Here is a 20,256-nt window from a genome sequence, read left to right on the forward strand (position 1 = left end):
TTTATTGATGATGATAGGGTTCATTTCTTAAAATAGTGAACCCACGATATAATTGTTCTATAAAAAACAAACGTACCATTTGATGTGAAAAAGTCATTAGCGAAAGCGAGATTTTGCCATTTGCTTTAGCATATACAGTATTCGAAAAACCATAAGGCCCACCAATTACAAAAACTAATGTTTTTACACCTGAGTTCATTTTCTTTTGTAATTCGGATGAAAATGCGACGCTTGAAAATGTTTTTCCATTTTCATCCAATAAAATAAGTTGGTCCGTAGGAGTTATTTTAGATAAAATAAGCTCTCCTTCTTTTTCTTTTTGTTGACTTTCGGATAAGTTTTTTACATTTTTGATATCGGGAATAATTTCCAAATCAAATTTGATATAAAAAGACAATCGCTTAGTATAATCGTCAATTAAGGTTTGTAATGATTTATTGTCGGTTTTTCCGATTGCGATAAGTTTGATATTCATCTGAATTGTTTTCAAAATGCGAAGTTACAAAAAAGCATTTTGTGTTTTAAGTCTCTAATTATTCCTTACTCATAATAATAAAGGATGATTTTCTAAATTCTTTCTTTATAAAAATGAGATTTCTCTTATTTTCCACTCACATTTTTATTATTATTTGATTCTAATTTTTAAGATTAAAGTTTATTTGTGTAAGAAAATATTTTCTTATTGTTTTTTTAACACATTTGATTTAAATTTTTTAATCAATTCTATATAATCTATTAAGTCCATAGGGTAATTAATGAATTGATAAAAATACTTGTATAAATGATGTAATTTCTATGGTTTTAGTAGAATTTGAAATGATTTTGTTAGCAGATTGCTTTTATGAACTGTAATGCCTAATCTAAAATAATGTTTTTTTATAGTTTAAAGTAATGAATTTGAATAACTGAAGGTCATGTCATGAGCAGCACAATGCCTGAAATAAAGTTGTTTTTTCTATTTTTGCAAAAAAAAAACATAGTCTCATTTATGGATTTACAAGCGGGTTTAATTGTTGCAGGATTATTAGTTGGATTTATTGTTGGTATGACAGGAGTAGGAGGAGGGTCTTTAATGACGCCTATTTTATTGTGGTTTGGTATTCCGCCATCGACGGCAGTTGGAACTGACTTATTATATGCTGCGATTACCAAATCTGGGGGTATTTTAGTTCATAATAAAAAAAAGAATATTAATTGGACTATAACAGGATGGCTTTCGCTTGGAAGTGTTCCTGCTGCTTTGATAACATTGTGGATTCTACATACTTTAAATGCCGATACAACTGCATTAAATAATACAATTAAGTATAGTTTGGGCTGGGCTTTAGTCTTTACTTCGGTAGCTATTTTGTTCAAAAAGAAACTGATGGTTTTATCTCAAAAACATTCAGGAGATAAATTTCATAGCGAAAGTAGAACTCAAAATTTATTGACCGTTGCAATTGGTGTAATGTTGGGAGCAACAGTAACACTTACTTCAATTGGTGCAGGAGCATTAGGAACGGTTACTTTATTTTTCTTGTATCCGCTTTTGCCAACACCTCGTTTGGTTGGTACCGAAATTGCTCATGCTGTACCATTAACACTAGTTGCAGGATTAGGACATGCCTCCATGGGTAATATCGATTTGACTATTTTGGGTCAATTATTATTGGGATCACTTCCAGGTATTTATATTGGAAGTATGTTAAGCGGTAAGCTTCCTGATTTATTGCTTAGAAATGCTATCGCAATAATGCTCTTTTTTGTTGGATTTAAATTAATTAGTTAGCAAATAGTAATGATTTGAATTATTAAATAAAAAAAGCATTAAAAAAAGAGACTCATAAAAACGAATGTTTTATGAGTCTCTTTTTTTAATTAGATACTTTTTTTAAACAAACACTAGTTTCAATATTTTCGTATTGATCATAATTTGGAATTATTTTGTAACCTGATTTTTTATATAAGGCTATAGCAACGGGATTGTTTTTTCCAGTTTCAAGGATAAAACTATTATAATTGAATTCTTTTGCCCAAGTTTCTAATGCTCCAAGAACCGTACTCGCAATTCCTTTTCCTCTATAATCTGGATCTATAAACATTCTTTTGATTTCTACAGTTTTCGAATCATATTCTTTGAAAGCACCACAGCCAATTGCGACATCATCCTGATAACAAACAATAACGTGGTTGATTTTTTCTAATTTATCAAATTGAGCATAAAAAGCATGATCTTCACCATCTCTTATTGCTAAATCCTGATCAAGTAAAACGACAAGTTTTTGAAAGTCTTTGCTATCGGTGGTTGTTCTTTTTATGGTTTGCATGTTTTATGTATTGAATTCAATTTGGCTATTGTAAGTGATTCTGTTTTACTTATGCGTTTTCAAGTGAATGCTCTGATTTTGATGTGTCTATGCCTTTTATTAGTAACCACAGACAAAGTGAAAATTCTCCAATAAAAATAGGTATAGCAAGATAAATAAACAATGGATTTGCAAAACCTTTTGATAGAAACATTGCAAAACTATTTATGAGGTAACACAAACCAGAAATAGCATAAAATATTCCAAGAAATTTAGGTAACATTTTTGAATTGTAAAGCACATAAGCAACTATCAAACAATAAAAGCCAAAAAATACCAATCCAACTGCGTATCCTTGCGCTTGTATATTTAGTGACAATAGTGAAAGTGTCGCAAGTTGGTTAGGTTGAAATGAATTAAGATACGTTTCGTTACTTAAATATAGTAAAGGGTTTATTTGATTTAAAAGATTGACAGCAATGATAGCAGTTTGAATAATTACGAGTGCTAATGAAATTTGAAGTAAAAGTTTATTTACTCTCTTGAATAAAAAATATAGTATCAATACACAAGGTATTCCTATTACAAAATTAAAAAGATCTGCTACAAATCCCCAACGATAGAGCATTTCGTGCGCTTGAATGTTCTGAGCAGTCGCGATTGCATCATTTGATACTCTTAATGCTTGCCTCACAAATATTTCTGAAAATGCGCCTGTAATTATTACTATTAAATAACAAAAACCGGCAATGCGAGCTAAATTTTTATCTGAAATCATTTCTTGTAGAGTAAAATATAGTTTAGAGTAAAATATTTTCAATTTATCAATTAGGCGTGAACTTTCAGATTTGTTACATTCAATTTGTTAAGTTTTTTTATCTGATTGGAAACTTATTTTTTGCTGGTTAATAGTAAAGTTTATGTTTGCTTTTGATTTTATTTTTTTTGCTGAAGTAGAATTAATAATTGTTCATTGAATGATGTTGTTTTCGCACCAAGGGTTGAAAAAAATGTCTTATCGAAAGTTTCGACTGTTTTGATGGCTTCTTTAATAATATTTGTTCCATTGATAGTGAGTTCAACGGTTTTGGCTCTGGTGTCGGTGGAGTGTTCTTGCCGTTGCAGAAACGCTTTTGTTTGTAATGTTCTTAAAACAGTCGAAGTGGTCATTGGGTCTATCTTTGTGTGGGAAGACAATACTATTTGAGTTACTTGTTGTTTATGTAAGGTTAGCCAATGGATGCTAGCCATTAGAACGAATTGTGAATGTGTTAAGCCGTATGGTTTCAAAGCCTTTTTTATTTCTCTTTGCCAAAGATTGGTTACTTGCCACAATAAAAAGCCGGAACTGTCTTCGGCTTTTTCTACAGTAAATGTATTATCGTTTGAGGTCATAAATTTTTAGCTGATTTAATTTGTTGTTGCATATCTTTTGGTAAATTATCTACTATATTTTGAGCTACTAATTTACGCCATAAGAATCCTAAAATACCTGTTACTGTTATAGTATTAGTAATTTTCAATCCTTCCGATGTTTCTTCAAAAGTATGTTCGTCATACATTTTGGCCAGCGGAAATTTTGTGACGTCAAGAAACATTTTATTTTCGACTGTTTCAAGTAACTCTACTTTTACGTTTGGTCCGCCTTTTGGTCTTAAAATAAAGAAGTTTCCTTTTTCAAATTTACCTTCCAGTTTGGCGAACTCTATTCCATCGTCCCAAATATGCCAATTGTTTACGTCTGAAAAGAGTTTCCATATTTGTTCTCTTGTTATCTCTTTGGTTACGATCGAATGCGATTTTGTCCACATATTTTTTTGAATTAAATTAATTATTATAAGTGTAAATATAATAAGTGTACTTATTATATGCAAATTTATTTTAATTCAAATTAATTTGTCTTGTGAATGTTTAGAAAATTATAATTAAGGTTCAGTCTCCCTGCAAGTATATTTTTGAAGGGTTTTAATAAAATAAAAGTAAATGGGATTGTAATCTCTACTGTTAAGATTTATTTTTGGGGCTATTCTTTGTACGCATTTTGCTTCTGGTTTGGTCTTTTTTTTCGTGTTGCTGATGCGCTTCTGCGATTGAATGTGATGATCTTATGCTTTCGTCTTTTTTGGCTAATTCACTAAGTCTGTGATAATATTTTTGGACAATAATCATTTCTTCCTCAGTCATACTTTCAATATCAACCAGACTATTACTGGAATATTCATTGGAAGCAACCAATTCATTTAATTTCAATTGAATAGCAAGTGAATCTTTATTTTGAGCTTTCTGAATTAAAAAAACCATCAAAAAAGTTATGATCGTCGTTCCTGTGTTAATAACTAATTGCCAGGTTTCCGAATAATCAAAAAAAGGTCCTGATATGGCCCAAACGAGAACAATTAAAAATGCTGTTATAAATGCTGTTGTACTCCCTGTTGCTTTTGAGACCTTTGAAGCAAATTTTTCGAATACGCTATTTTGATTTTGTTTTTTACTTTTCATTTTGATTAACTTTTTTGTTTACTGAATTTTTATTTCAATAACTAAAGTTAATTCCGTAAATAAGATAACCTATTATACAACTTTAAAGGATATTTATATAATTTAAATTAAGTTTAGCAAAGTAACCAAAATAGATTTTTGTAAATCGATTTTAAATAAAAAATCCCTTTGATTGAAGGGATTTTTTTTCAATAAATTGGATTTGGATATGACCTTTAACCTGACTTAACAGATTAAGAAATCTTTTACTTTTTCTTTTCGTCTTCGATAATTAGTTTCAAAGAATTGATATAATCTGTATCAAACTCTATAGCCCTTATTTTATTAAGTTTGAAACTCATTTCGCCATCAAATTTTCCTTCCGTTCCTAAAAAATCAATGATTAATTCATCTTCATTTAGTTCGATGAGTTTACCTAGATAAACAGCTTTGTCAGATTTTTTTGCAATCTGAAAAACCTCATGTTTTTTATCAAGAAAATTAATAATTGTGTATACATCTTTAAGCGGAATAATTTCTTCTGCACTTGTTTTTAAACCTTTAAGTTTAATAACTTTTTCTGTAAATTCATGATCTTCTTCTTGAATAATTGATTTTAAATTTTTATTTTTTAAAATAGTGTATCCATCAATTATAAAATCAAAAGGATTATTTTTTAATAATATCCAGTCTTCGGTCCAGTCAATAAGAAATCCAGTGAAAATTTCCTTTTTATCTTCAAATTCTATTGAAATTAATTGGCGCAAATATTTTTCCATAATGTTTTTTCAAGTTGAAGTTGCAGCTAACTAGTATTTATGCTTAATAAACGTCAGACTGATTTTTAAGCTAAAATATAAAAAAGGTACTTAAAATTTATTTAAGTACCATTTTTAGTTTTATATAAAGATGTAAATTATCGAATTGCTTTTACAAACTCGCTAATTTTACCTGTTCCTTCTTCTGATAAATGCTTGATAAATGCACTTCCTATAATAGCTCCTTTCGCATATTGTGTGGCTTGGTTGAAAGTTTCGGCATTGTTGATTCCGAAGCCAATTACTTGAGGGTTTTTTAGATTCATTTTGGCAATGCGTTCAAAGTAAGTTGACTGAGTACTTCCAAAACCAGATTGCGAACCAGTAACACTTGCAGAACTTACCATATAAATAAATCCGCTGGAAACGCTGTCGATAAAACGAATACGCTCATCTGAAGTTTGTGGTGTAATCAGGAACACATTGATTAACCCATATCTATCGAAAGTAGCTTTATATTCGTCGGCATAAACATCTACGGGAAGATCAGGAATTATTAAACCATCAATACCAATTTCTGCGCATTTTTTGCAGAAATTTTCCACACCATATTGCAGCATTGGGTTGAAATATCCCATAATAACAAGTGGAATCTTTACGCTTTTGCGAATGTCTTTTAGCTGATCAAATAAAATTTGAGTGGTCATTCCGTTATGTAAAGCCGTTGTTGAACTGGCTTGAATAGTTGGTCCATCTGCCAATGGATCGCTAAATGGTAATCCTATTTCGATCATGTCGATACCATTTTTTTCTAAGTCTTGGATGATTTGTACGGTATCATTCAAGTTGGGATATCCAGCTGAAAAGTATATGGAAAGTATCTTTTTGTCTTCTTGTAATTTTTGACTTATTCTGTTCATTTTAATTTCTGATTTTAGATATTGGATGTGCGATATTTCGATATCAGTACCTAATATTTTATTTTTATTTTCTAATTTAGATTGCAGCACTATACGCCCACGCATTTTGATTAGATTGCAAATGTACTTCTACACGTTTGTAATGTAATCCTTCATAGAGATCCGTTTGACGAAGTTCACTTTGCGTTACTTCGTACAAGGTTCCATTAATGGTGTCATTTGAGTTTTCGGTTTCTTTAATAATAGGGTAATGCACGATTCCAAATTCTTCTTCAATCTGAATTTCGTTTAGTTCATAACCTACTAATGTTTCTGGGGTTCCTTCAAGAATACGACCAAAAAGATCTTGTTGTACATCCTCATGTTGTAAGGTACCGTAAGCGAATAATTTTTGCATAGAATTCAATTTTTGAAAATGTTTTACACTAAATTTTATATATCTCGAATGTGCGTTAGGGATGGCAGTGGAGCTCTTTTTTGAGGCGATTTTTTTTCGTCTCAAAAAAAGCGGGAACGTACAGCCCGACCCTTGGGGAACGCCCAAATTATTATATTACAATTTGAAATAATCGATATAATTGTCTAAATCTTTGTCACCACGCCCTGAAAGGCTGATCACCACAATATCAGTTGGTTTGAATTTTTTCTGATCTAAAACTGCAAAAGCATGCGCACTTTCAATCGCAGGAATTATACCTTCTAATTTTGTAAGCTGCAGACCAGCATTCATCGCTTCGTCATCGGTTACTGAAAAGAATTCGCCACGGCCTGTTTGTGCCAAATGGGCGTGCATAGGACCAACTCCAGGGTAATCAAGACCTGCTGAAATTGAGTAAGGCTCAGTGATTTGACCATCGGGAGTCTGCATCAATAGGGTTTTGCAACCATGAATAACGCCCACTTTTCCTAATTTACTTGTAGCTGCACTATGACCGCTGTTTACACCTTTTCCAGCAGCTTCGACAGCAATGATTCCAACTTCTGGCTCGTGCAAAAAATGATAATATGTTCCTGCAGCGTTACTACCTCCACCAATACAAGCTACTACATAATCTGGGTTTTCGCGTCCTTCTTTCTCTTTTAACTGCCATTTGATTTCTTCGGAAATAATGCTTTGAAAACGGGTTACCATATCTGGATAAGGATGTGGTCCGATGGCAGATCCGATAATATAATGTGTGTCTACAGGGTTGTTGATCCAATCGCGGATGGCCTCATTTGTTGCATCTTTTAGCGTTCGTGAACCGGAAAGTGCCGGACGGACTTCTGCTCCAAGCATTTTCATGCGGGCAACGTTTGGTGCTTGGCGTGCAATGTCGATTTCGCCCATGTACACGATGCAATCCATGCCCATTAAGGCACAAACCGTTGCTGTTGCTACTCCGTGCTGACCTGCGCCAGTTTCGGCAATAATTCGTTTTTTGCCTAAACGTTTTGCAACTAATATTTGTCCAATGGTGTTGTTGACTTTGTGTGCACCTGTATGATTTAAGTCTTCTCTTTTGAGATAGATTTTGGTATTGTATTTTTCTGAAAGTCTTTTAGCAAAGTATAGTGGGCTAGGACGTCCTACGTAATCTTTCAGCAGTTGGTCAAACTCTGCTTTAAAGCTTGGCTCAGCTGTGATTTCTAAATATTTCTGGCGTAATTCTTCTACATTTGGATATAACATTTCGGGAATGTAGGCTCCACCAAATTCACCATAATAGCCTTTTTCGTTAACGTTGTATTGCATTTTTTTATTTTTTATTTATTTATAGTAGTGATGCGATTAATCGCGTCCGTACATAATTCTATATTTTTTAATCCTGGTTCAATTTCAAATTTACTATTTATATCAATTGCATAAATGGGTAAATTGGTTTTCAAAATTTCGGTTACAGCATCCAATTCCTCGATTCCAATTCCGCCACTAAGGAAGAAAGGTTTTGTGGATGAATAATTTTTCAATATTTGCCAATCAAATGTTGTTCCGTTTCCTCCGGGTAATTTTCCTTTGGTGTCAAAAAGAAAATAATCGCAAACGGCTTCGAACGGTTTTAAAACGCTAAAGTCAAAATTCTCGTCAGCCGAAAAAACTTTGATGATTTCAATTGAAGCTACTAATTTAGTTTTTAATTCTGAACAAAATTCAGGCGATTCATGACCGTGTAATTGTATGGCTTGTAAATTATATTTCTCTGTTTTTTTCAAAATTACAGGAATACTTTCGTTAACAAAAACACCAGTTTTTTTAATTGATTTAGGTAATTCTGGCATTGTTCCATCAAAATAACGAGCCGATTTTTCCCAGAATATAAAGCCCATATAATCGGGCAGGAGCGAACCTACTTCGAGTATATTGTCGGGATATTTCATTCCGCAGATTTTGAGTTTCATTTTTATTTGCTTTGAGCTTTGAGCTTTGAGCTTCGGGCTGATTGCCCATTGCTCAAGGCTTATAGCTGATTAATAAAATCAGTAGCGGCTTTACCTGCATTATCAGTTTTCATGAAATTTTCTCCAATCAAGAAACCTTTGTATCCGTATGGTTTTAGTTCGTTAATTGCTTCAATTGTACTGATACCGCTTTCGGAAACTTTTACAAAATCATTTGGAATTTGGTCAGCCAATTGTTTACTGAAGTCCAAACTAACTTCAAATGTTTTTAGGTTTCTGTTATTTACGCCAATCATATCTAATGTCGGCATGATTGATTTTTCTAATTCTTCTTGATTATGAACTTCTAATAAAACTTCTAATCCTAAACCTTTGGCAAACTCCGATAAGGATTTGATTTCCTCACGGGTTAAAACCGCTGCAATTAATAAAATTAAATCAGCCCCGTGTGCTTTGGCTTCTAGGATTTGATATTCATCTACAATAAATTCTTTACGTAAAAGGGGAATGTTTACTGAAGCTCTTGCTAATAATAAATCATCCAAAGAACCTCCAAAATACTTTCCATCCGTTAGAACAGAAATTCCGCAAGCACCTGCGTCTTCATATCCTTTTACTACTTCTTCTACGGTAAAACCATGATTGATTACTGCTTTTGATGGCGAACGACGTTTGTGCTCGGCAATGATTCCAGAATTACTGTTTCTTAAATTTTGACTTAATGAAATTGTCTTTTTACCAAAGAAAACAGAAGCTTCTAATTGTGAAACTGGAATGATGGATTTCTTGAGAATGACTTCTCTTTTTTTGTCAACGATTATTTTATCTAATATGTTCATTTTGTATTTGTTTAAAGTTTTCTTTGTTTAAAGTTTAAAGTTGTTCATTATTCTGAATCGTCTTATACAACAACTTTAAGCCTTAAACTTTAAACTATTTTTTTATTTCTTTTAATTACCAGCATTTTGTTTCCACCTTTTTGAAACTCATAGTCAGAAGATTCAATATTCACAATGAAATCAGTATTAAAATGAGTAATGATGTCATCTAAAACTTCCGATTTTAGTGCGTTTAAATTCAATATCGGAAATATTCTAATTTCTTTGCATATCCGAAGCATTTCGGTAATTGCCTTTATGTGAAAATCTAATCCAAGTTGTGAATATAGAATCAAGAAATGAGAGCTTAAACCCAAGTCAAATTCTAAATTATTATATGTTGTTCTATTAGGTAACTCATGATAAATATATCTTTCTTGATTTTTCCCTAAGTCAAAATCTTGAATAAAGTTACTCATTGCCCGCATCCGAATTAGTTCTAATTCTTCAACATTTTTAATATTTTTCCAAATGAAATTTTCTTGATTGGCTTTCATTTGTTCAATAACAGTTTCTTTAGTTTCATTAATCCTTTGTTTTAATTCACTTTTTGTAAATTGATAAATAGGATCTAATGAAATTACCGTTTTATCAAGTTTTGTCATTTCTGAATTGAAACTTGCCGGACCATCTCCGAAACTGATAATTTTTAGTTTTAAATCAGAATCTGTCAATTTGAAAATTTGGATATATTCTTCTAAAGTTCGTCCCCAAGGAACTACATTTTCTAATTCAAAAGCCATGACTTATATTTTACTAAATTCTTGTAATTTATTCAATGCTTTTAATCCTTTTCCAGAAAATAAACTCTCTTTGGCTAATTCAAAACTTTCTGAAATTGAACTTCCGTTAACGGTTGCAATTGCCATTGCTGCATTGGCACAAACCACATTATTTTGAGCTTCATTTCCTTTTCCAGAAATGATATTTAAAAACATCTCTGCCGATTCATCAATGGTTTTCCCTCCTTCAATTTCACTTTGTAACAATTGTCGAACACCAAAATCAGAAGGATTTAGCATTCCTTCTTTGGTGCTTGTAATAATTTTAGTAGGACAAGTCAAAGATACTTCATCATAACCATCAAGAGAATGCAAAATTGTAAAATTGACAGGGGTGTTTTGATATAAATAGCCATACATTCTAGCCAACTCAAGATTGAAAACCCCTACCAATTGGTTTTGTGGAAACGATGGATTAACCATAGGTCCCAACATATTGAAAAAGGTTTTTACTCCTAATTCTTTTCGAATTGGTCCCACATTTTTCATAGCAGGGTGAAACAATGGCGCATGTAAAATTGCAATTCCAGCCTGATCAATACATTTCTCTATGAAATTATTATCATTACTGAATTTAATGCCTAGTTTTTCCATCACGTTGCTAGAACCCGAAATCGATGAAACTCCGTAATTACCGTGTTTAGCTACTTTTATTCCTGCTCCTGCTGCAACAAAAGACGCTAAAGTCGAAATATTAAAAGTGTCTTTTCCGTCACCACCTGTACCGCACAAATCGATAGTATTGTAATTTGATAAATCCATTCGAATACATAATTCTAAAAGGGCCTCTCTAAATCCCGCCAATTCTTCAATACTAATGCTTCGCATCATATATACGGTTAAAAATGCCGAAATCTGGCTCGGATTATAGTTCCCGCTAGAGATATTTACCAATACATTTTTGGCTTCTTCCTTAGAAAGTATTTCGTGATTGATTAATCTGTTTAATATATTTTTCATTTTTTTAAAAGTTGCTAAGACTCTAAGTGTCTAAGATTCTAAGTTTTTTTTATCTACAAATTTTGACTGCTAACTAAATACTGAAAACTGCCTGCTTATTTAATGTTCATTTCCTTGATAAATCCACATTGGTTCTGTGTTTCCTGCTCGCTCAAAACCATTTTTTTTATAAAAATCAACTGATTTTCCATCAGCTGTTAGCATTTGCATGTGAAAGTCACGATATTTCTCTTGCATTTTATCTAAAATCATTTTCCCAATTCCTTTTCCTTGATATTCTGGTAGTACTAATAAATGAGGATAATAAACAGTTAAATGACCATCTGAAATTGCATTTCCAAGTCCAATCAGTTTTTTATTTTTCCAAGCCGTAATTAGTGTTTCAGAATTTAGTAAACCATTGTATAATTGAGTTGGTTTTTCTGCGGAACTCCAATTATTAGCTTTGTAAAGGATTAATATATCATCAATATTGATGTCTTTAGTTTCGGAAATAATAATATTCATCTCGAGTTATATTTTCTTTTTATGTTCTGACATGTATTTCAAATAATCAACAATTTCTTGTGATTGTTGTTTTGTAATTCCTAATGTTGGCATTTTTACTTTATGTCTAAAAGATGCTGGATTTACAATATAATCGACCAATTCAGTTTCTTTCCAATACTCAGTAACGTTTTTGGGATAATTTAATTCAGGTCCCATTTCTCCTCCAATTCCGTTTATGGCATGACAGGTAATGCAATATTTTTGATATAATACAAAACCTTTTGTTGCTTTTTCATCGTTTTTTGGCTCCAAAGCATTGTTAATATTTTTTGATACCAATTGAAACTTAATCACATTATACGGCCATTTGTATTCTTGATTAGTTGTTGCAATCGATGATGTGTAAACCAAATAAAAAGGATCAGCATTCATCTCGTTTCCATTTTTGATAATCCTTTCCCAATTAGAATCTTTTGGCGCATCGGCATCTTTAAACGCCAGATATGGTTTGGCTTGTAAAAATAATTCAAGAGGCATTTCAGGTTTGTATCCATCAATACATTCGAAAATAATTACTGTATTTTTGACATCTATTTTAGATAAATCAATTTCCCTTTTTATAATGTTCACTGCGTTTACAGCTTGATATTTTTTTGTTTTATGATAAACAGGATCATTGTTAACAGTTACCAAAGTGTCTTTTCCTAATTTGTTTTTCTTTTGTAAATCCAATAAATCCAAAATAATTTTGGGTTGGACAATAATTACTGATTCTATTTTTTGCTCTTTCTTTTGGTCACAGGAAATTAAACCTAAAATAGATACACAAATAAAGACAAGATAGATTTTGGTTGCTTTCATTGTTTTTAATACAATGTACAGACGTTGCATTGCAACGTCTCTACGAATTTACCCAATTTTCTAACATCTTTTTTCCATTAGGTGTCAAAACACTTTCCGGATGAAATTGAACACCTCTTACATCGTATGTTTTATGTCTCAAAGACATAACCTGACCGTTTTCGTCAAAAGAAGTGGCTTCCAAAACATCTGGTAAGTTAGTATCAACTACCCAGGAATGGTAACGGCCAACTTCAAATTCGTTTCCTAATCCTTCGAATAACAACTCGTCATCTACTACGGTTTTTACCATTGTAGCTACACCATGATATACTTTATCCAAATTTGAAAGCGTCCCTCCAAAAACTTCTCCAATAGCCTGTTGACCAAGACACACTCCGAAAATACTTTTGGTTGGTGCGTATTTTGAAATTACTGCTTTCAATAATCCAGCCTCATCTGGTATTCCAGGTCCAGGCGAAAGTAAAATTTTATCGAAAACTGAGATTTCGTCAATATCAAATTCGTCGTTTCTATAAACGGTTACTTCGCAATTTAAATCTTCCAGATAGTGTACCAAATTATAAGTGAAACTATCGTAATTGTCTATAACTAATATTTTTTTCATGATGCTTTTTTAATTTTTTTCTCGAACGTATTTTTCGATAATAATTCTGTCTACTCCTAATTTTTCTACTTTTTCAACTCCTTTTTGAATAAGTGTATCGTTTTTGATTTTCACTACAAACTCAAATGTATTGTTTTCCCAAGCACGATTATTAAAATATTCTAAGCTTTCTGTGTAAACGCTATCTTTTAGAGTATACTTTCCGCCTCCTCCAAAAAATACTGCTGAACTGTCTTTTCCGTTATTTAAATCATGATTAAAAAAAGCAAAATGCGAATCATTTAGAATTTTAATCATTTTGGTTTTTGGATTAAAAGTTGAAAAAGTAGAATCTTTTTGAGTTGCTGTTGCCGAAACCAATCGCCAAGTTCCTTCTATAGCATTTTGTTCTTTATTTGAATTACAAGCTGAAATTGCAATTATTAAAATTAAAACGGATATTATTTTTTTTAGATTCATTTTTTTTAAATATTTACTTTATAATTTAAAGATAGTTCATCTCCGCTTTTTCCTCTGATTCCCCAATTGTGTTTTGGAGTTTCAAAAATGGTTATTTCAAGATCCATAGGAGTTATTTGTAACTGATTTTCAAATTTTTCAAATAAAAATTGATATAGTTTCTTTTTAGCTTCAATACTTCTGCCTTCAAAAGCGTTGATTTCAATGATTGTATGTTTTGTTGTTCTCCCTTCAAAATAATAAAAGCTATCTTCTTCTATATAAATAAATCGATGTGCTTTTTTTTCTTTTGGATACTCAAAAGCTTCAAACATGCATTCTTGAATTATCGTCGAAACGGTTTCTCTAATTTGGTGCAATTCATTTTTTATTCCAAAAATCTTAATTTGTCCCATTTTCTTTAGTGTTAAATTGTTTCAGCTAAATCTAAAGCAGTATTTAATGCTCTTAGTTTATTATATACTTCCTGCATTTCGTTTTCTTCATCAGAACTTGCAACTATTCCAGCTCCAGCCTGTGAATGTAATTGGTGATTTTTACTCAGGAAAGTTCGAATCATAATAGCGTGATTAAAATTACCTTCAAAATCCATAAAACCAATAGCACCACCATAAAAATTACGATTTGTTTTTTCGTAATCTTCTATCAATTGCATCGCTCTGTGTTTTGGAGCTCCGCTCAAAGTTCCAGCTGGAAAAGTATCAGCAACTACTTGCATAGTTGTTGCTTTTTCGTGTAAATGACCAGTTACTTTCGAAACCAGATGGATAACATGGGAGAAAAACTGAACTTCTCTGTACTTTTCAACATTTACATCATGTCCGTTTCTGCTTAAATCATTTCGAGCCAAATCAACCAACATCACATGTTCGCTATTTTCTTTTTTGTCTTCAGATAATTTTTTGGCAAGAACAGCATCTTTTTCATCATCACCAGTTCTTTTAAAAGTTCCTGCAATTGGGTGAATTTCAGCTTTACGGTTTTTGACAATAATTTGAGCTTCTGGTGAAGAACCAAAAATTTTGAAATCACCATAATCAAAGAAGAATAGGTAAGGGGATGGGTTGATGCTTCTTAAAGCTCTATAAACATTGAATTCATCACCTTTAAATCCTTGAGTAAATCTTCTGGATAAAACCAATTGAAACACATCACCACGGAAACAATGCTTTTTAGCCAAAGCTACATTTTGCTTAAATTCTTCGTCTGTTAGATTTGAAAAACCTTCACCTTCTTTGCTAAATTTATACGAAGCGATATTTCTGGACTGTAAAAGTTGCTCAATCTCTGAAATGTTGTTTTTTCCATCAAGACTATGACAGAAAATATAAGCTTCATTTTTGAAATGATTGATAGCGATGATGTTTTGGTACACCGCATAATACACATCTGGAATCGAATTACTGTTTTCTTTTTTAGCAATAGTTACTTTTTCAAAATAACGAACGGCATCATAAGAAATGTAACCAAACAAACCATTATTGATAAACTTAAAATTGTTTTTATCTGATTGAAATTGTCTGGAGAAATCTTCAATGATTTTTGGAATATTGGTATTGGAATCAATAGCAATTGTTTCAGAAACTCCATCAGGATATGTTTTATAGATGGTTTCGTTTTCGATTTTTATAGAAGCAATCGGATTACAGCACACATAGGAAAAACTGTTATCGTTTCCATGATAATCGCTACTTTCCAGTAATAAACTATTAGGGAATTTATCTCTGATTTTGAAATAAATACTCACCGGTGTTATTGTGTCGGCTAGTATTTGTTTGTATTTGGTTTGTAGTTTATAGGTTTCCATACTTTATATTACTTTGATAGAATGATTTTTTGTTTATGTTTTATTGCATTTTTGAAATAAAAAAAAGGCTTGTCGTGATGACAAGCCTTTTATATTTATAGTTTCAAATTATACTATAGGAGCTTAGTTCACGACGACTGACGTAAATTATTCCACCACCAAGTATTGTTTGTTATTGTTATCATATTGTTTTTCTGTTGAATGCAAATATATAAATGATATTTGTTTTGACAAAGATATTGAATTAAAAAAAAAGATATTTTTTTTTAATTTTTGTTAAATTATGGCGTTTAATACACTAAAACTACATTTAGTTCAAAATCATCATAAATTGTTTTATCTCCCAAATCATCAAAATAACTACCAGAACCATACTTAATATCATATTTGGTTCTATTGATTGTTAAAGAAGCTGTAGCTTTGTTTTTTCCAACTACAACCAAATCAAACTGTATGGAATTTGAAATTCCTTTTATAGTCAAGTCTCCAGTGATGAGATAAGTGTTGTTTCCTTTACTAGCAATACTTTTAAATACTAAAGTAGAAGTTGTATAACTTGCAGTACTAAAAAAATCTTCTGATTTTAAATGGCCTTCTAGTTTTTGTTTGGAAGTGCCTGTTTGGTCATCATTAGATAAGGTAGTCATGTCTACAGTGAAACTTCCTCCTGCTACTTTTTTGTCTTTGAAAACAAGATTACCATCTTTAAATTTAATACTTCCTTCATGTTCGCCTGTTATCTTTTTTCCTATCCAGTGGATGCTACTCTTTGAAACATCAATTTTAGACGTTTGTGCATTCCCTTTGAAAAAGGAAAAAAGAACGAGTAAAACAATGCTAAGTGATTTTAAGTTTCTCATATTTCTCTAAATTAAGTTTATAAAAGGTAAATAAAATGTAGGTTTGTTTCATTTTGAGAAAAAACACGAAATCGATTGAATAACAGTTAGTAGATTTGAAATCACTATAAAGTTAAATTAAAATTTTGTAATTTGTTTATTTTCAGTCTATTATTTTGTAGCTGTATTTTTAATATTATAAAATGTTAGAATTTATCTTTAAAGTTTGATTTATGGATTTATTAGGAAGCCAAAAAAGCCCGATAGAATATCAGGCTTTTGAACTTTTGAAGGTTAAAATTTTATTATTTGCTCACTATTGAATTTGTATTTTTAGTTCTAAAATCGGGTGAATCTTTAACATCTGATTGAATAAATAACTCATTATTAGTTTGCTTTGTTAGTTCCAATGAGAAAGTGTCACTATTATACCAGTTGCTTAACTCTGCATTGTAGTTTGGACTTTCGCTTAAAACTACTCCGCCACATCGGTTAACTTGTATTCCTTGGATATTGATTTTTGCCAAATTAGAGGGGAAAGCTCCTATTTTATTTTCGAGTAAAACACAGCAGGTAAAACCATCAATTATGCTGTTGTTAATATTGAAATAGCTTTTTTCTTTAATATAAACTGCTTCTCTAACTAAACCTTGATTGTTATCTTCAGTATTGATCAGCGTCATATTGTTGGCTGTAATTTTGGTTAGTTTTTTAGTAACATCTGCATTTTCAATTTTATCAAATGAATCAATTTCAAAACAACGTGAACCAGATATGTCCGAAGAATAAGGATTACGAATAGCAATACTATTAGAGATCGTACATTGAACACCTTGAGTGAAATCAAAATCATCATCGGTTGCTCTATAGGATATTAAGTGATTAAAGTTGACATCGCCTCCATAGGATTCAAATGAATCATCATTTGAAAAACTAATCTGGATGAAATCAAACTTAGTTCCGTTTCCAACACCTCCCAGTGATAATCCGTTCAGTTCCTTAAGAGCATTGATTTTGTGTCCTGAATATTCAATACGTACATATTTTAAAATCCCTGAATTACTGTTTGAGTCTTGTCCTCCGTAATAACTAACAGTTGGATCAAGATTGAAATCTAAAAAACTAACACCTCCAACTTTATTGATAGGAGCTTCGCCAAGAATAATAATTCCTCCCCAATCACCTGGTTTTCTCATTAAATTAGAGCTGTTAGTCGTAAAAACAATAGGTTCTGTTACAGTACCTTCAGCTATGATTTTACAACCTTTTGTAATTACAAGTGTCCCGCATGACTCTTTATCTCCTCTAATTACTGTTCCTGGTTCTATTGTTAAAACAGCTTTGTTGGTCACATAAACAGTTCCAATTAGTTTGTAAGTACTGTTTTTTGTCAATTTTAGGTCTTTGTCTATAGTACCTGTTAAAATTTGGGTAGCTTCTTTGTAAATAGTAGTAGCTGGTGTAAAATTGGTCCAATTACCAAACCAATTGGTATCGCTAGTAATTCCTTTTATTTGTTGCGCATTTAAAGGGATAATCGAAAATAAAATGATAATGATTACGAGTAGTTTTGCTTTCATAGCACTAATGGTTGTGAGTTTTTTGATGTTTTAGTTTTGTTTTCAAAATTACCATTACAATGTTTTAGGGATATTTTCTTAGTGTTATCGATTAGTCATTTTTAAGTTAAGGAGGAGTAGATACTAACAAAGAAGTAATATGTTTTTTTAGTCCAATTACTCTTGTAATTCCCTTTGCTTTTCTTCTAAAATAAATAATGGGCTTGGGGTATTGTATATATATGTAGCCTATAATGTTGTATTTGAATTAGTTTTTGGGCATGCCTACAAGGGTCAGGCTGTAAATGGTATCTCGTTTAAAGACAGTTATCTGATGTTGGTTTTAGTGTAAAAAAAATACCCCCAGCAAAAATGCTGAGGGTACTCTCCAATATTAAATTCTAAAATTAAAATTGTAAATTCACTGTAAGTTCAAATTCGTCATAGATAGCTTTGTCTCCAATGCTGTCGAAGAATGATTTAGAGTTGTATTTAATATCATATTTAGTACGATCTACATTGAAAGTAGTAGTAGCAGTATTTCCTTTTACTGTGATATCGAAAGTAACTGGTTTAGTAATTCCTTTGATAGTCAAATCAGATGTAACAGTATAAACATCATTTCCTTTTGAAGCGATAGTTTTGAAAACTAAAGTTGAAGTTGGGAATTTTTCAGTTCCAAAGAAATCTTCTGATTTCAAGTGACCGTTTAATTTTCCTAAGTATTCACCTGTAAGATCTGTAGCTGTTAATGAAGTCATATCAACAGTAAAAGACCCTCCTGATAATGCTTTCTTTTTGAATACTAAAGTTCCGCTTTTAAGAGCTACAGTTCCTGAATGCTCTCCTGTTACTTTTTTAGCTAACCATTTGATACTGCTTTTTGTAACATCTACTTTTTTAGTTTGAGCAGTTACTGTTAATGTAGACAATGCTACTACGAATGCTAATGCAATTGTTTTTAAATTTTTCATGTTTGATTGTTTTAAGTGTATTTAATGCGAATTAGTAATTATTATTATAAAGTGATAAATAAGTCTTCTTGTGATTTTCTTACTTTTTTGTAAAACTGAGTTGTATCATCTTCATGACGGTATCCAACAGTTGCAATAAGAGAAGCATTAAGATTTAGTTTGTCTAAACCTAATATTTCGTTTACTTGAGCAGGCACAAAACCTTCCATCGGTGTTACGTCAATTTTTAATTCTGCTGCTGCATTTAGTAAGTTCCCTAAAGCTAAATACGTTTGTTTTGCTGTCCAAATGTTTTTAAGAGCTGGTTCTAATGTTGAGATTTTAGATTTCATAAAATCACCATATCCTGCCAATGATTCTAGCGGAGTCTCTCTTTCAACACTGATTGCATTCAAAAATTCATCGATAGCGTCGTCTCCAATATTTGTATCATTAGCAAAAATGAATAGATGTGAAGCTTCTACTATTTGTGATTGTCCCCAAGCTGCAGGCTGTAATTGTGCTCTTAATTCTGGGTTTTCAACGATGATTACTTTATAAGGCTGTAATCCGTATGAAGAAGAACTCAAACGAATAGCTTCTTTTAATGTATTTAAGTCTTCAGCTGAAACTTTTTTAGTGGCATCAAATTTCTTTGTTGCGTATCTCCAATTTTGATTGTTTAAAAAATTGCTCATAATTATAATTGTTTGGTTCTGTATTTTTCTAATAGTATATTTAGTTGTTCTAACTCTTCGTTGTTTAAGTTTTTAGCAAAAAACTCTTCGTGTTCTTGTACTTTAGGATCTAGTTCTGTTAATAAATCCAACCCTTTTTGGGTAATTAAAACTTCAATTTTTCTTCGGTTGTCTGGACAAACATTGCGTGTTACCAAATCTTTCAATAATAATTTATCAACTAATCGCGTTGTATTACTTGTTTTGGCTAACATTCGTTCTTGTATAATGCACATATTAGCAGGGCATCCTTTTTGTCCTCTTAATATTCGTAATACATTAAATTGTTCACTTGAGATATCATACTGTTTTATAATATCATTAAAGCGTTCTGTAATTACGTTTACAGTGTACATTATATTCAAAACGATTTGTTTTGATTTGCTATATTCAACCGTGCTTTTTAATTCATCTTCAATCTTCATGGTGATATAATCTTTATTTGTTGATACAAATGTAACGCTATTTATATTTGTATATACAAATGTATGAGTTAATTTTT

26 protein-coding genes are annotated in these 20,256 nt (G+C 31.5%); 1 reads left to right on the forward strand and 25 read right to left on the reverse strand.

Annotation, left to right across the window (positions count from 1 at the left end):
* Window position 1: 1 nt before the first annotated feature.
* Window positions 2-475 (reverse strand): 23S rRNA (pseudouridine(1915)-N(3))-methyltransferase RlmH, encoded by a 474-nt coding sequence (gene rlmH / locus CLU82_RS16065; RefSeq protein ID WP_100844044.1) that lies wholly within the window; start codon window positions 473-475, stop codon window positions 2-4.
* A gap of 513 nt (window positions 476-988) precedes the next feature.
* On the opposite strand from rlmH, the gene CLU82_RS16070 reads away from it, so the two are divergent.
* The gene (locus tag CLU82_RS16070) at window positions 989-1,771 is read left to right on the forward strand and encodes a sulfite exporter TauE/SafE family protein (protein WP_100844045.1); all 783 of its coding nucleotides are present in this window, start codon (window positions 989-991) and stop codon (window positions 1,769-1,771) included.
* Window positions 1,772-1,856: 85 nt separating this feature from the next.
* On the opposite strand, the gene CLU82_RS16075 is transcribed toward CLU82_RS16070, so the two are convergent.
* The 24 genes from CLU82_RS16075 to CLU82_RS16190 all read right to left on the reverse strand — a co-directional run bounded on the left by CLU82_RS16075 (window position 1,857) and on the right by CLU82_RS16190 (window position 20,179).
* Window positions 1,857-2,309: a GNAT family N-acetyltransferase gene (locus CLU82_RS16075; RefSeq protein WP_100844046.1), complete on the reverse strand. Its 453-nt coding sequence runs from the start codon at window positions 2,307-2,309 to the stop codon at window positions 1,857-1,859.
* A 49-nt stretch (window positions 2,310-2,358) separates the two neighbouring features.
* Window positions 2,359-3,066 (reverse strand): DUF4386 domain-containing protein, encoded by a 708-nt coding sequence (locus CLU82_RS16080; protein WP_100844047.1) that lies wholly within the window; start codon window positions 3,064-3,066, stop codon window positions 2,359-2,361.
* Between the two features lie 158 nt (window positions 3,067-3,224).
* Window positions 3,225-3,683, reverse strand: coding sequence for a MarR family winged helix-turn-helix transcriptional regulator (locus tag CLU82_RS16085; protein ID WP_100844048.1), 459 nt, complete (start codon window positions 3,681-3,683; stop codon window positions 3,225-3,227).
* Entirely contained in the window at window positions 3,680-4,099 is a 420-nt protein-coding gene (locus tag CLU82_RS16090) for an SRPBCC family protein (protein ID WP_100844049.1), read from the reverse strand. The genes CLU82_RS16085 and CLU82_RS16090 overlap by 4 nt, the downstream gene beginning before the upstream one ends.
* Window positions 4,100-4,292: 193 nt before the next feature.
* On the reverse strand, window positions 4,293-4,787 hold the full coding sequence (locus tag CLU82_RS16095; protein WP_100844050.1) for a low affinity iron permease family protein: 495 nt from the start codon (window positions 4,785-4,787) through the stop codon (window positions 4,293-4,295).
* Between the two features lie 245 nt (window positions 4,788-5,032).
* Window positions 5,033-5,545, reverse strand: coding sequence for a hypothetical protein (locus CLU82_RS16100; RefSeq protein WP_100844051.1), 513 nt, complete (start codon window positions 5,543-5,545; stop codon window positions 5,033-5,035).
* A 137-nt stretch (window positions 5,546-5,682) separates the two neighbouring features.
* On the reverse strand, window positions 5,683-6,444 hold the full coding sequence (trpA, locus tag CLU82_RS16105) for a tryptophan synthase subunit alpha (protein WP_100845057.1): 762 nt from the start codon (window positions 6,442-6,444) through the stop codon (window positions 5,683-5,685).
* A gap of 76 nt (window positions 6,445-6,520) precedes the next feature.
* Entirely contained in the window at window positions 6,521-6,841 is a 321-nt protein-coding gene (locus CLU82_RS16110; protein ID WP_100844052.1) for a gamma-glutamylcyclotransferase family protein, read from the reverse strand.
* Between the two features lie 156 nt (window positions 6,842-6,997).
* Entirely contained in the window at window positions 6,998-8,179 is a 1,182-nt protein-coding gene (trpB, locus tag CLU82_RS16115) for a tryptophan synthase subunit beta (RefSeq protein ID WP_100844053.1), read from the reverse strand.
* Window positions 8,180-8,190: 11 nt separating this feature from the next.
* Window positions 8,191-8,823: a phosphoribosylanthranilate isomerase gene (locus CLU82_RS16120; RefSeq protein ID WP_100844054.1), complete on the reverse strand. Its 633-nt coding sequence runs from the start codon at window positions 8,821-8,823 to the stop codon at window positions 8,191-8,193.
* Between the two features lie 59 nt (window positions 8,824-8,882).
* Window positions 8,883-9,662, reverse strand: coding sequence for an indole-3-glycerol phosphate synthase TrpC (trpC, locus tag CLU82_RS16125; RefSeq protein WP_100844055.1), 780 nt, complete (start codon window positions 9,660-9,662; stop codon window positions 8,883-8,885).
* Window positions 9,663-9,751: 89 nt separating this feature from the next.
* Window positions 9,752-10,444, reverse strand: coding sequence for an SAM-dependent methyltransferase (locus CLU82_RS16130; RefSeq protein ID WP_100844056.1), 693 nt, complete (start codon window positions 10,442-10,444; stop codon window positions 9,752-9,754).
* A 3-nt stretch (window positions 10,445-10,447) separates the two neighbouring features.
* Complete coding sequence (trpD, locus tag CLU82_RS16135; protein ID WP_100844057.1) at window positions 10,448-11,443, reverse strand: anthranilate phosphoribosyltransferase; 996 nt, start codon at window positions 11,441-11,443, stop codon at window positions 10,448-10,450.
* A 99-nt stretch (window positions 11,444-11,542) separates the two neighbouring features.
* Window positions 11,543-11,950: a GNAT family N-acetyltransferase gene (locus CLU82_RS16140; protein WP_100844058.1), complete on the reverse strand. Its 408-nt coding sequence runs from the start codon at window positions 11,948-11,950 to the stop codon at window positions 11,543-11,545.
* Between the two features lie 6 nt (window positions 11,951-11,956).
* Entirely contained in the window at window positions 11,957-12,793 is an 837-nt protein-coding gene (locus CLU82_RS16145) for a cytochrome c family protein (RefSeq protein ID WP_157813374.1), read from the reverse strand.
* Between the two features lie 40 nt (window positions 12,794-12,833).
* A complete protein-coding gene (locus CLU82_RS16150; RefSeq protein ID WP_100844060.1) occupies window positions 12,834-13,400 on the reverse strand; it encodes an aminodeoxychorismate/anthranilate synthase component II in 567 nt (188 codons plus the stop codon).
* A 9-nt stretch (window positions 13,401-13,409) separates the two neighbouring features.
* Window positions 13,410-13,859, reverse strand: a complete 450-nt coding sequence (locus CLU82_RS16155) for a hypothetical protein (RefSeq protein ID WP_100844061.1) — start codon at window positions 13,857-13,859, stop codon at window positions 13,410-13,412.
* 5 nt (window positions 13,860-13,864) lie between these two features.
* The gene (locus CLU82_RS16160) at window positions 13,865-14,254 is read right to left on the reverse strand and encodes a tautomerase family protein (protein ID WP_100844062.1); all 390 of its coding nucleotides are present in this window, start codon (window positions 14,252-14,254) and stop codon (window positions 13,865-13,867) included.
* 11 nt (window positions 14,255-14,265) lie between these two features.
* Window positions 14,266-15,666: an anthranilate synthase component I family protein gene (locus tag CLU82_RS16165; protein ID WP_100844063.1), complete on the reverse strand. Its 1,401-nt coding sequence runs from the start codon at window positions 15,664-15,666 to the stop codon at window positions 14,266-14,268.
* Between the two features lie 290 nt (window positions 15,667-15,956).
* On the reverse strand, window positions 15,957-16,526 hold the full coding sequence (locus tag CLU82_RS16170; RefSeq protein WP_100844064.1) for a YceI family protein: 570 nt from the start codon (window positions 16,524-16,526) through the stop codon (window positions 15,957-15,959).
* Window positions 16,527-16,810: 284 nt separating this feature from the next.
* Entirely contained in the window at window positions 16,811-18,085 is a 1,275-nt protein-coding gene (locus tag CLU82_RS16175) for a hypothetical protein (protein ID WP_100844065.1), read from the reverse strand.
* A 386-nt stretch (window positions 18,086-18,471) separates the two neighbouring features.
* The gene (locus CLU82_RS16180) at window positions 18,472-19,038 is read right to left on the reverse strand and encodes a YceI family protein (RefSeq protein ID WP_100844066.1); all 567 of its coding nucleotides are present in this window, start codon (window positions 19,036-19,038) and stop codon (window positions 18,472-18,474) included.
* Window positions 19,039-19,082: 44 nt separating this feature from the next.
* Window positions 19,083-19,715, reverse strand: a complete 633-nt coding sequence (locus tag CLU82_RS16185) for an NAD(P)H-dependent oxidoreductase (RefSeq protein WP_100844067.1) — start codon at window positions 19,713-19,715, stop codon at window positions 19,083-19,085.
* 2 nt (window positions 19,716-19,717) lie between these two features.
* Window positions 19,718-20,179: a MarR family winged helix-turn-helix transcriptional regulator gene (locus CLU82_RS16190; RefSeq protein WP_100844068.1), complete on the reverse strand. Its 462-nt coding sequence runs from the start codon at window positions 20,177-20,179 to the stop codon at window positions 19,718-19,720.
* Window positions 20,180-20,256: the final 77 nt, after the last annotated feature.

The organism is Flavobacterium sp. 5 (assembly GCF_002813295.1).
GTDB lineage: Bacteria > Bacteroidota > Bacteroidia > Flavobacteriales > Flavobacteriaceae > Flavobacterium.

Coding starts and splice junctions, on each gene's coding strand:
- rlmH (WP_100844044.1), bottom strand. CDS start 475: ATGAATATCAAACTTATCGCAATCGGAAAAACCGACAATAAATCATTA.
- CLU82_RS16070 (WP_100844045.1), top strand. CDS start 989: ATGGATTTACAAGCGGGTTTAATTGTTGCAGGATTATTAGTTGGATTT.
- CLU82_RS16075 (WP_100844046.1), bottom strand. CDS start 2,309: ATGCAAACCATAAAAAGAACAACCACCGATAGCAAAGACTTTCAAAAA.
- CLU82_RS16080 (WP_100844047.1), bottom strand. CDS start 3,066: ATGATTTCAGATAAAAATTTAGCTCGCATTGCCGGTTTTTGTTATTTA.
- CLU82_RS16085 (WP_100844048.1), bottom strand. CDS start 3,683: ATGACCTCAAACGATAATACATTTACTGTAGAAAAAGCCGAAGACAGT.
- CLU82_RS16090 (WP_100844049.1), bottom strand. CDS start 4,099: ATGTGGACAAAATCGCATTCGATCGTAACCAAAGAGATAACAAGAGAA.
- CLU82_RS16095 (WP_100844050.1), bottom strand. CDS start 4,787: ATGAAAAGTAAAAAACAAAATCAAAATAGCGTATTCGAAAAATTTGCT.
- CLU82_RS16100 (WP_100844051.1), bottom strand. CDS start 5,545: ATGGAAAAATATTTGCGCCAATTAATTTCAATAGAATTTGAAGATAAA.
- trpA (WP_100845057.1), bottom strand. CDS start 6,444: ATGAACAGAATAAGTCAAAAATTACAAGAAGACAAAAAGATACTTTCC.
- CLU82_RS16110 (WP_100844052.1), bottom strand. CDS start 6,841: ATGCAAAAATTATTCGCTTACGGTACCTTACAACATGAGGATGTACAA.
- trpB (WP_100844053.1), bottom strand. CDS start 8,179: ATGCAATACAACGTTAACGAAAAAGGCTATTATGGTGAATTTGGTGGA.
- CLU82_RS16120 (WP_100844054.1), bottom strand. CDS start 8,823: ATGAAACTCAAAATCTGCGGAATGAAATATCCCGACAATATACTCGAA.
- trpC (WP_100844055.1), bottom strand. CDS start 9,662: ATGAACATATTAGATAAAATAATCGTTGACAAAAAAAGAGAAGTCATT.
- CLU82_RS16130 (WP_100844056.1), bottom strand. CDS start 10,444: ATGGCTTTTGAATTAGAAAATGTAGTTCCTTGGGGACGAACTTTAGAA.
- trpD (WP_100844057.1), bottom strand. CDS start 11,443: ATGAAAAATATATTAAACAGATTAATCAATCACGAAATACTTTCTAAG.
- CLU82_RS16140 (WP_100844058.1), bottom strand. CDS start 11,950: ATGAATATTATTATTTCCGAAACTAAAGACATCAATATTGATGATATA.
- CLU82_RS16145 (WP_157813374.1), bottom strand. CDS start 12,793: ATGAAAGCAACCAAAATCTATCTTGTCTTTATTTGTGTATCTATTTTA.
- CLU82_RS16150 (WP_100844060.1), bottom strand. CDS start 13,400: ATGAAAAAAATATTAGTTATAGACAATTACGATAGTTTCACTTATAAT.
- CLU82_RS16155 (WP_100844061.1), bottom strand. CDS start 13,859: ATGAATCTAAAAAAAATAATATCCGTTTTAATTTTAATAATTGCAATT.
- CLU82_RS16160 (WP_100844062.1), bottom strand. CDS start 14,254: ATGGGACAAATTAAGATTTTTGGAATAAAAAATGAATTGCACCAAATT.
- CLU82_RS16165 (WP_100844063.1), bottom strand. CDS start 15,666: ATGGAAACCTATAAACTACAAACCAAATACAAACAAATACTAGCCGAC.
- CLU82_RS16170 (WP_100844064.1), bottom strand. CDS start 16,526: ATGAGAAACTTAAAATCACTTAGCATTGTTTTACTCGTTCTTTTTTCC.
- CLU82_RS16175 (WP_100844065.1), bottom strand. CDS start 18,085: ATGAAAGCAAAACTACTCGTAATCATTATCATTTTATTTTCGATTATC.
- CLU82_RS16180 (WP_100844066.1), bottom strand. CDS start 19,038: ATGAAAAATTTAAAAACAATTGCATTAGCATTCGTAGTAGCATTGTCT.
- CLU82_RS16185 (WP_100844067.1), bottom strand. CDS start 19,715: ATGAGCAATTTTTTAAACAATCAAAATTGGAGATACGCAACAAAGAAA.
- CLU82_RS16190 (WP_100844068.1), bottom strand. CDS start 20,179: ATGAAGATTGAAGATGAATTAAAAAGCACGGTTGAATATAGCAAATCA.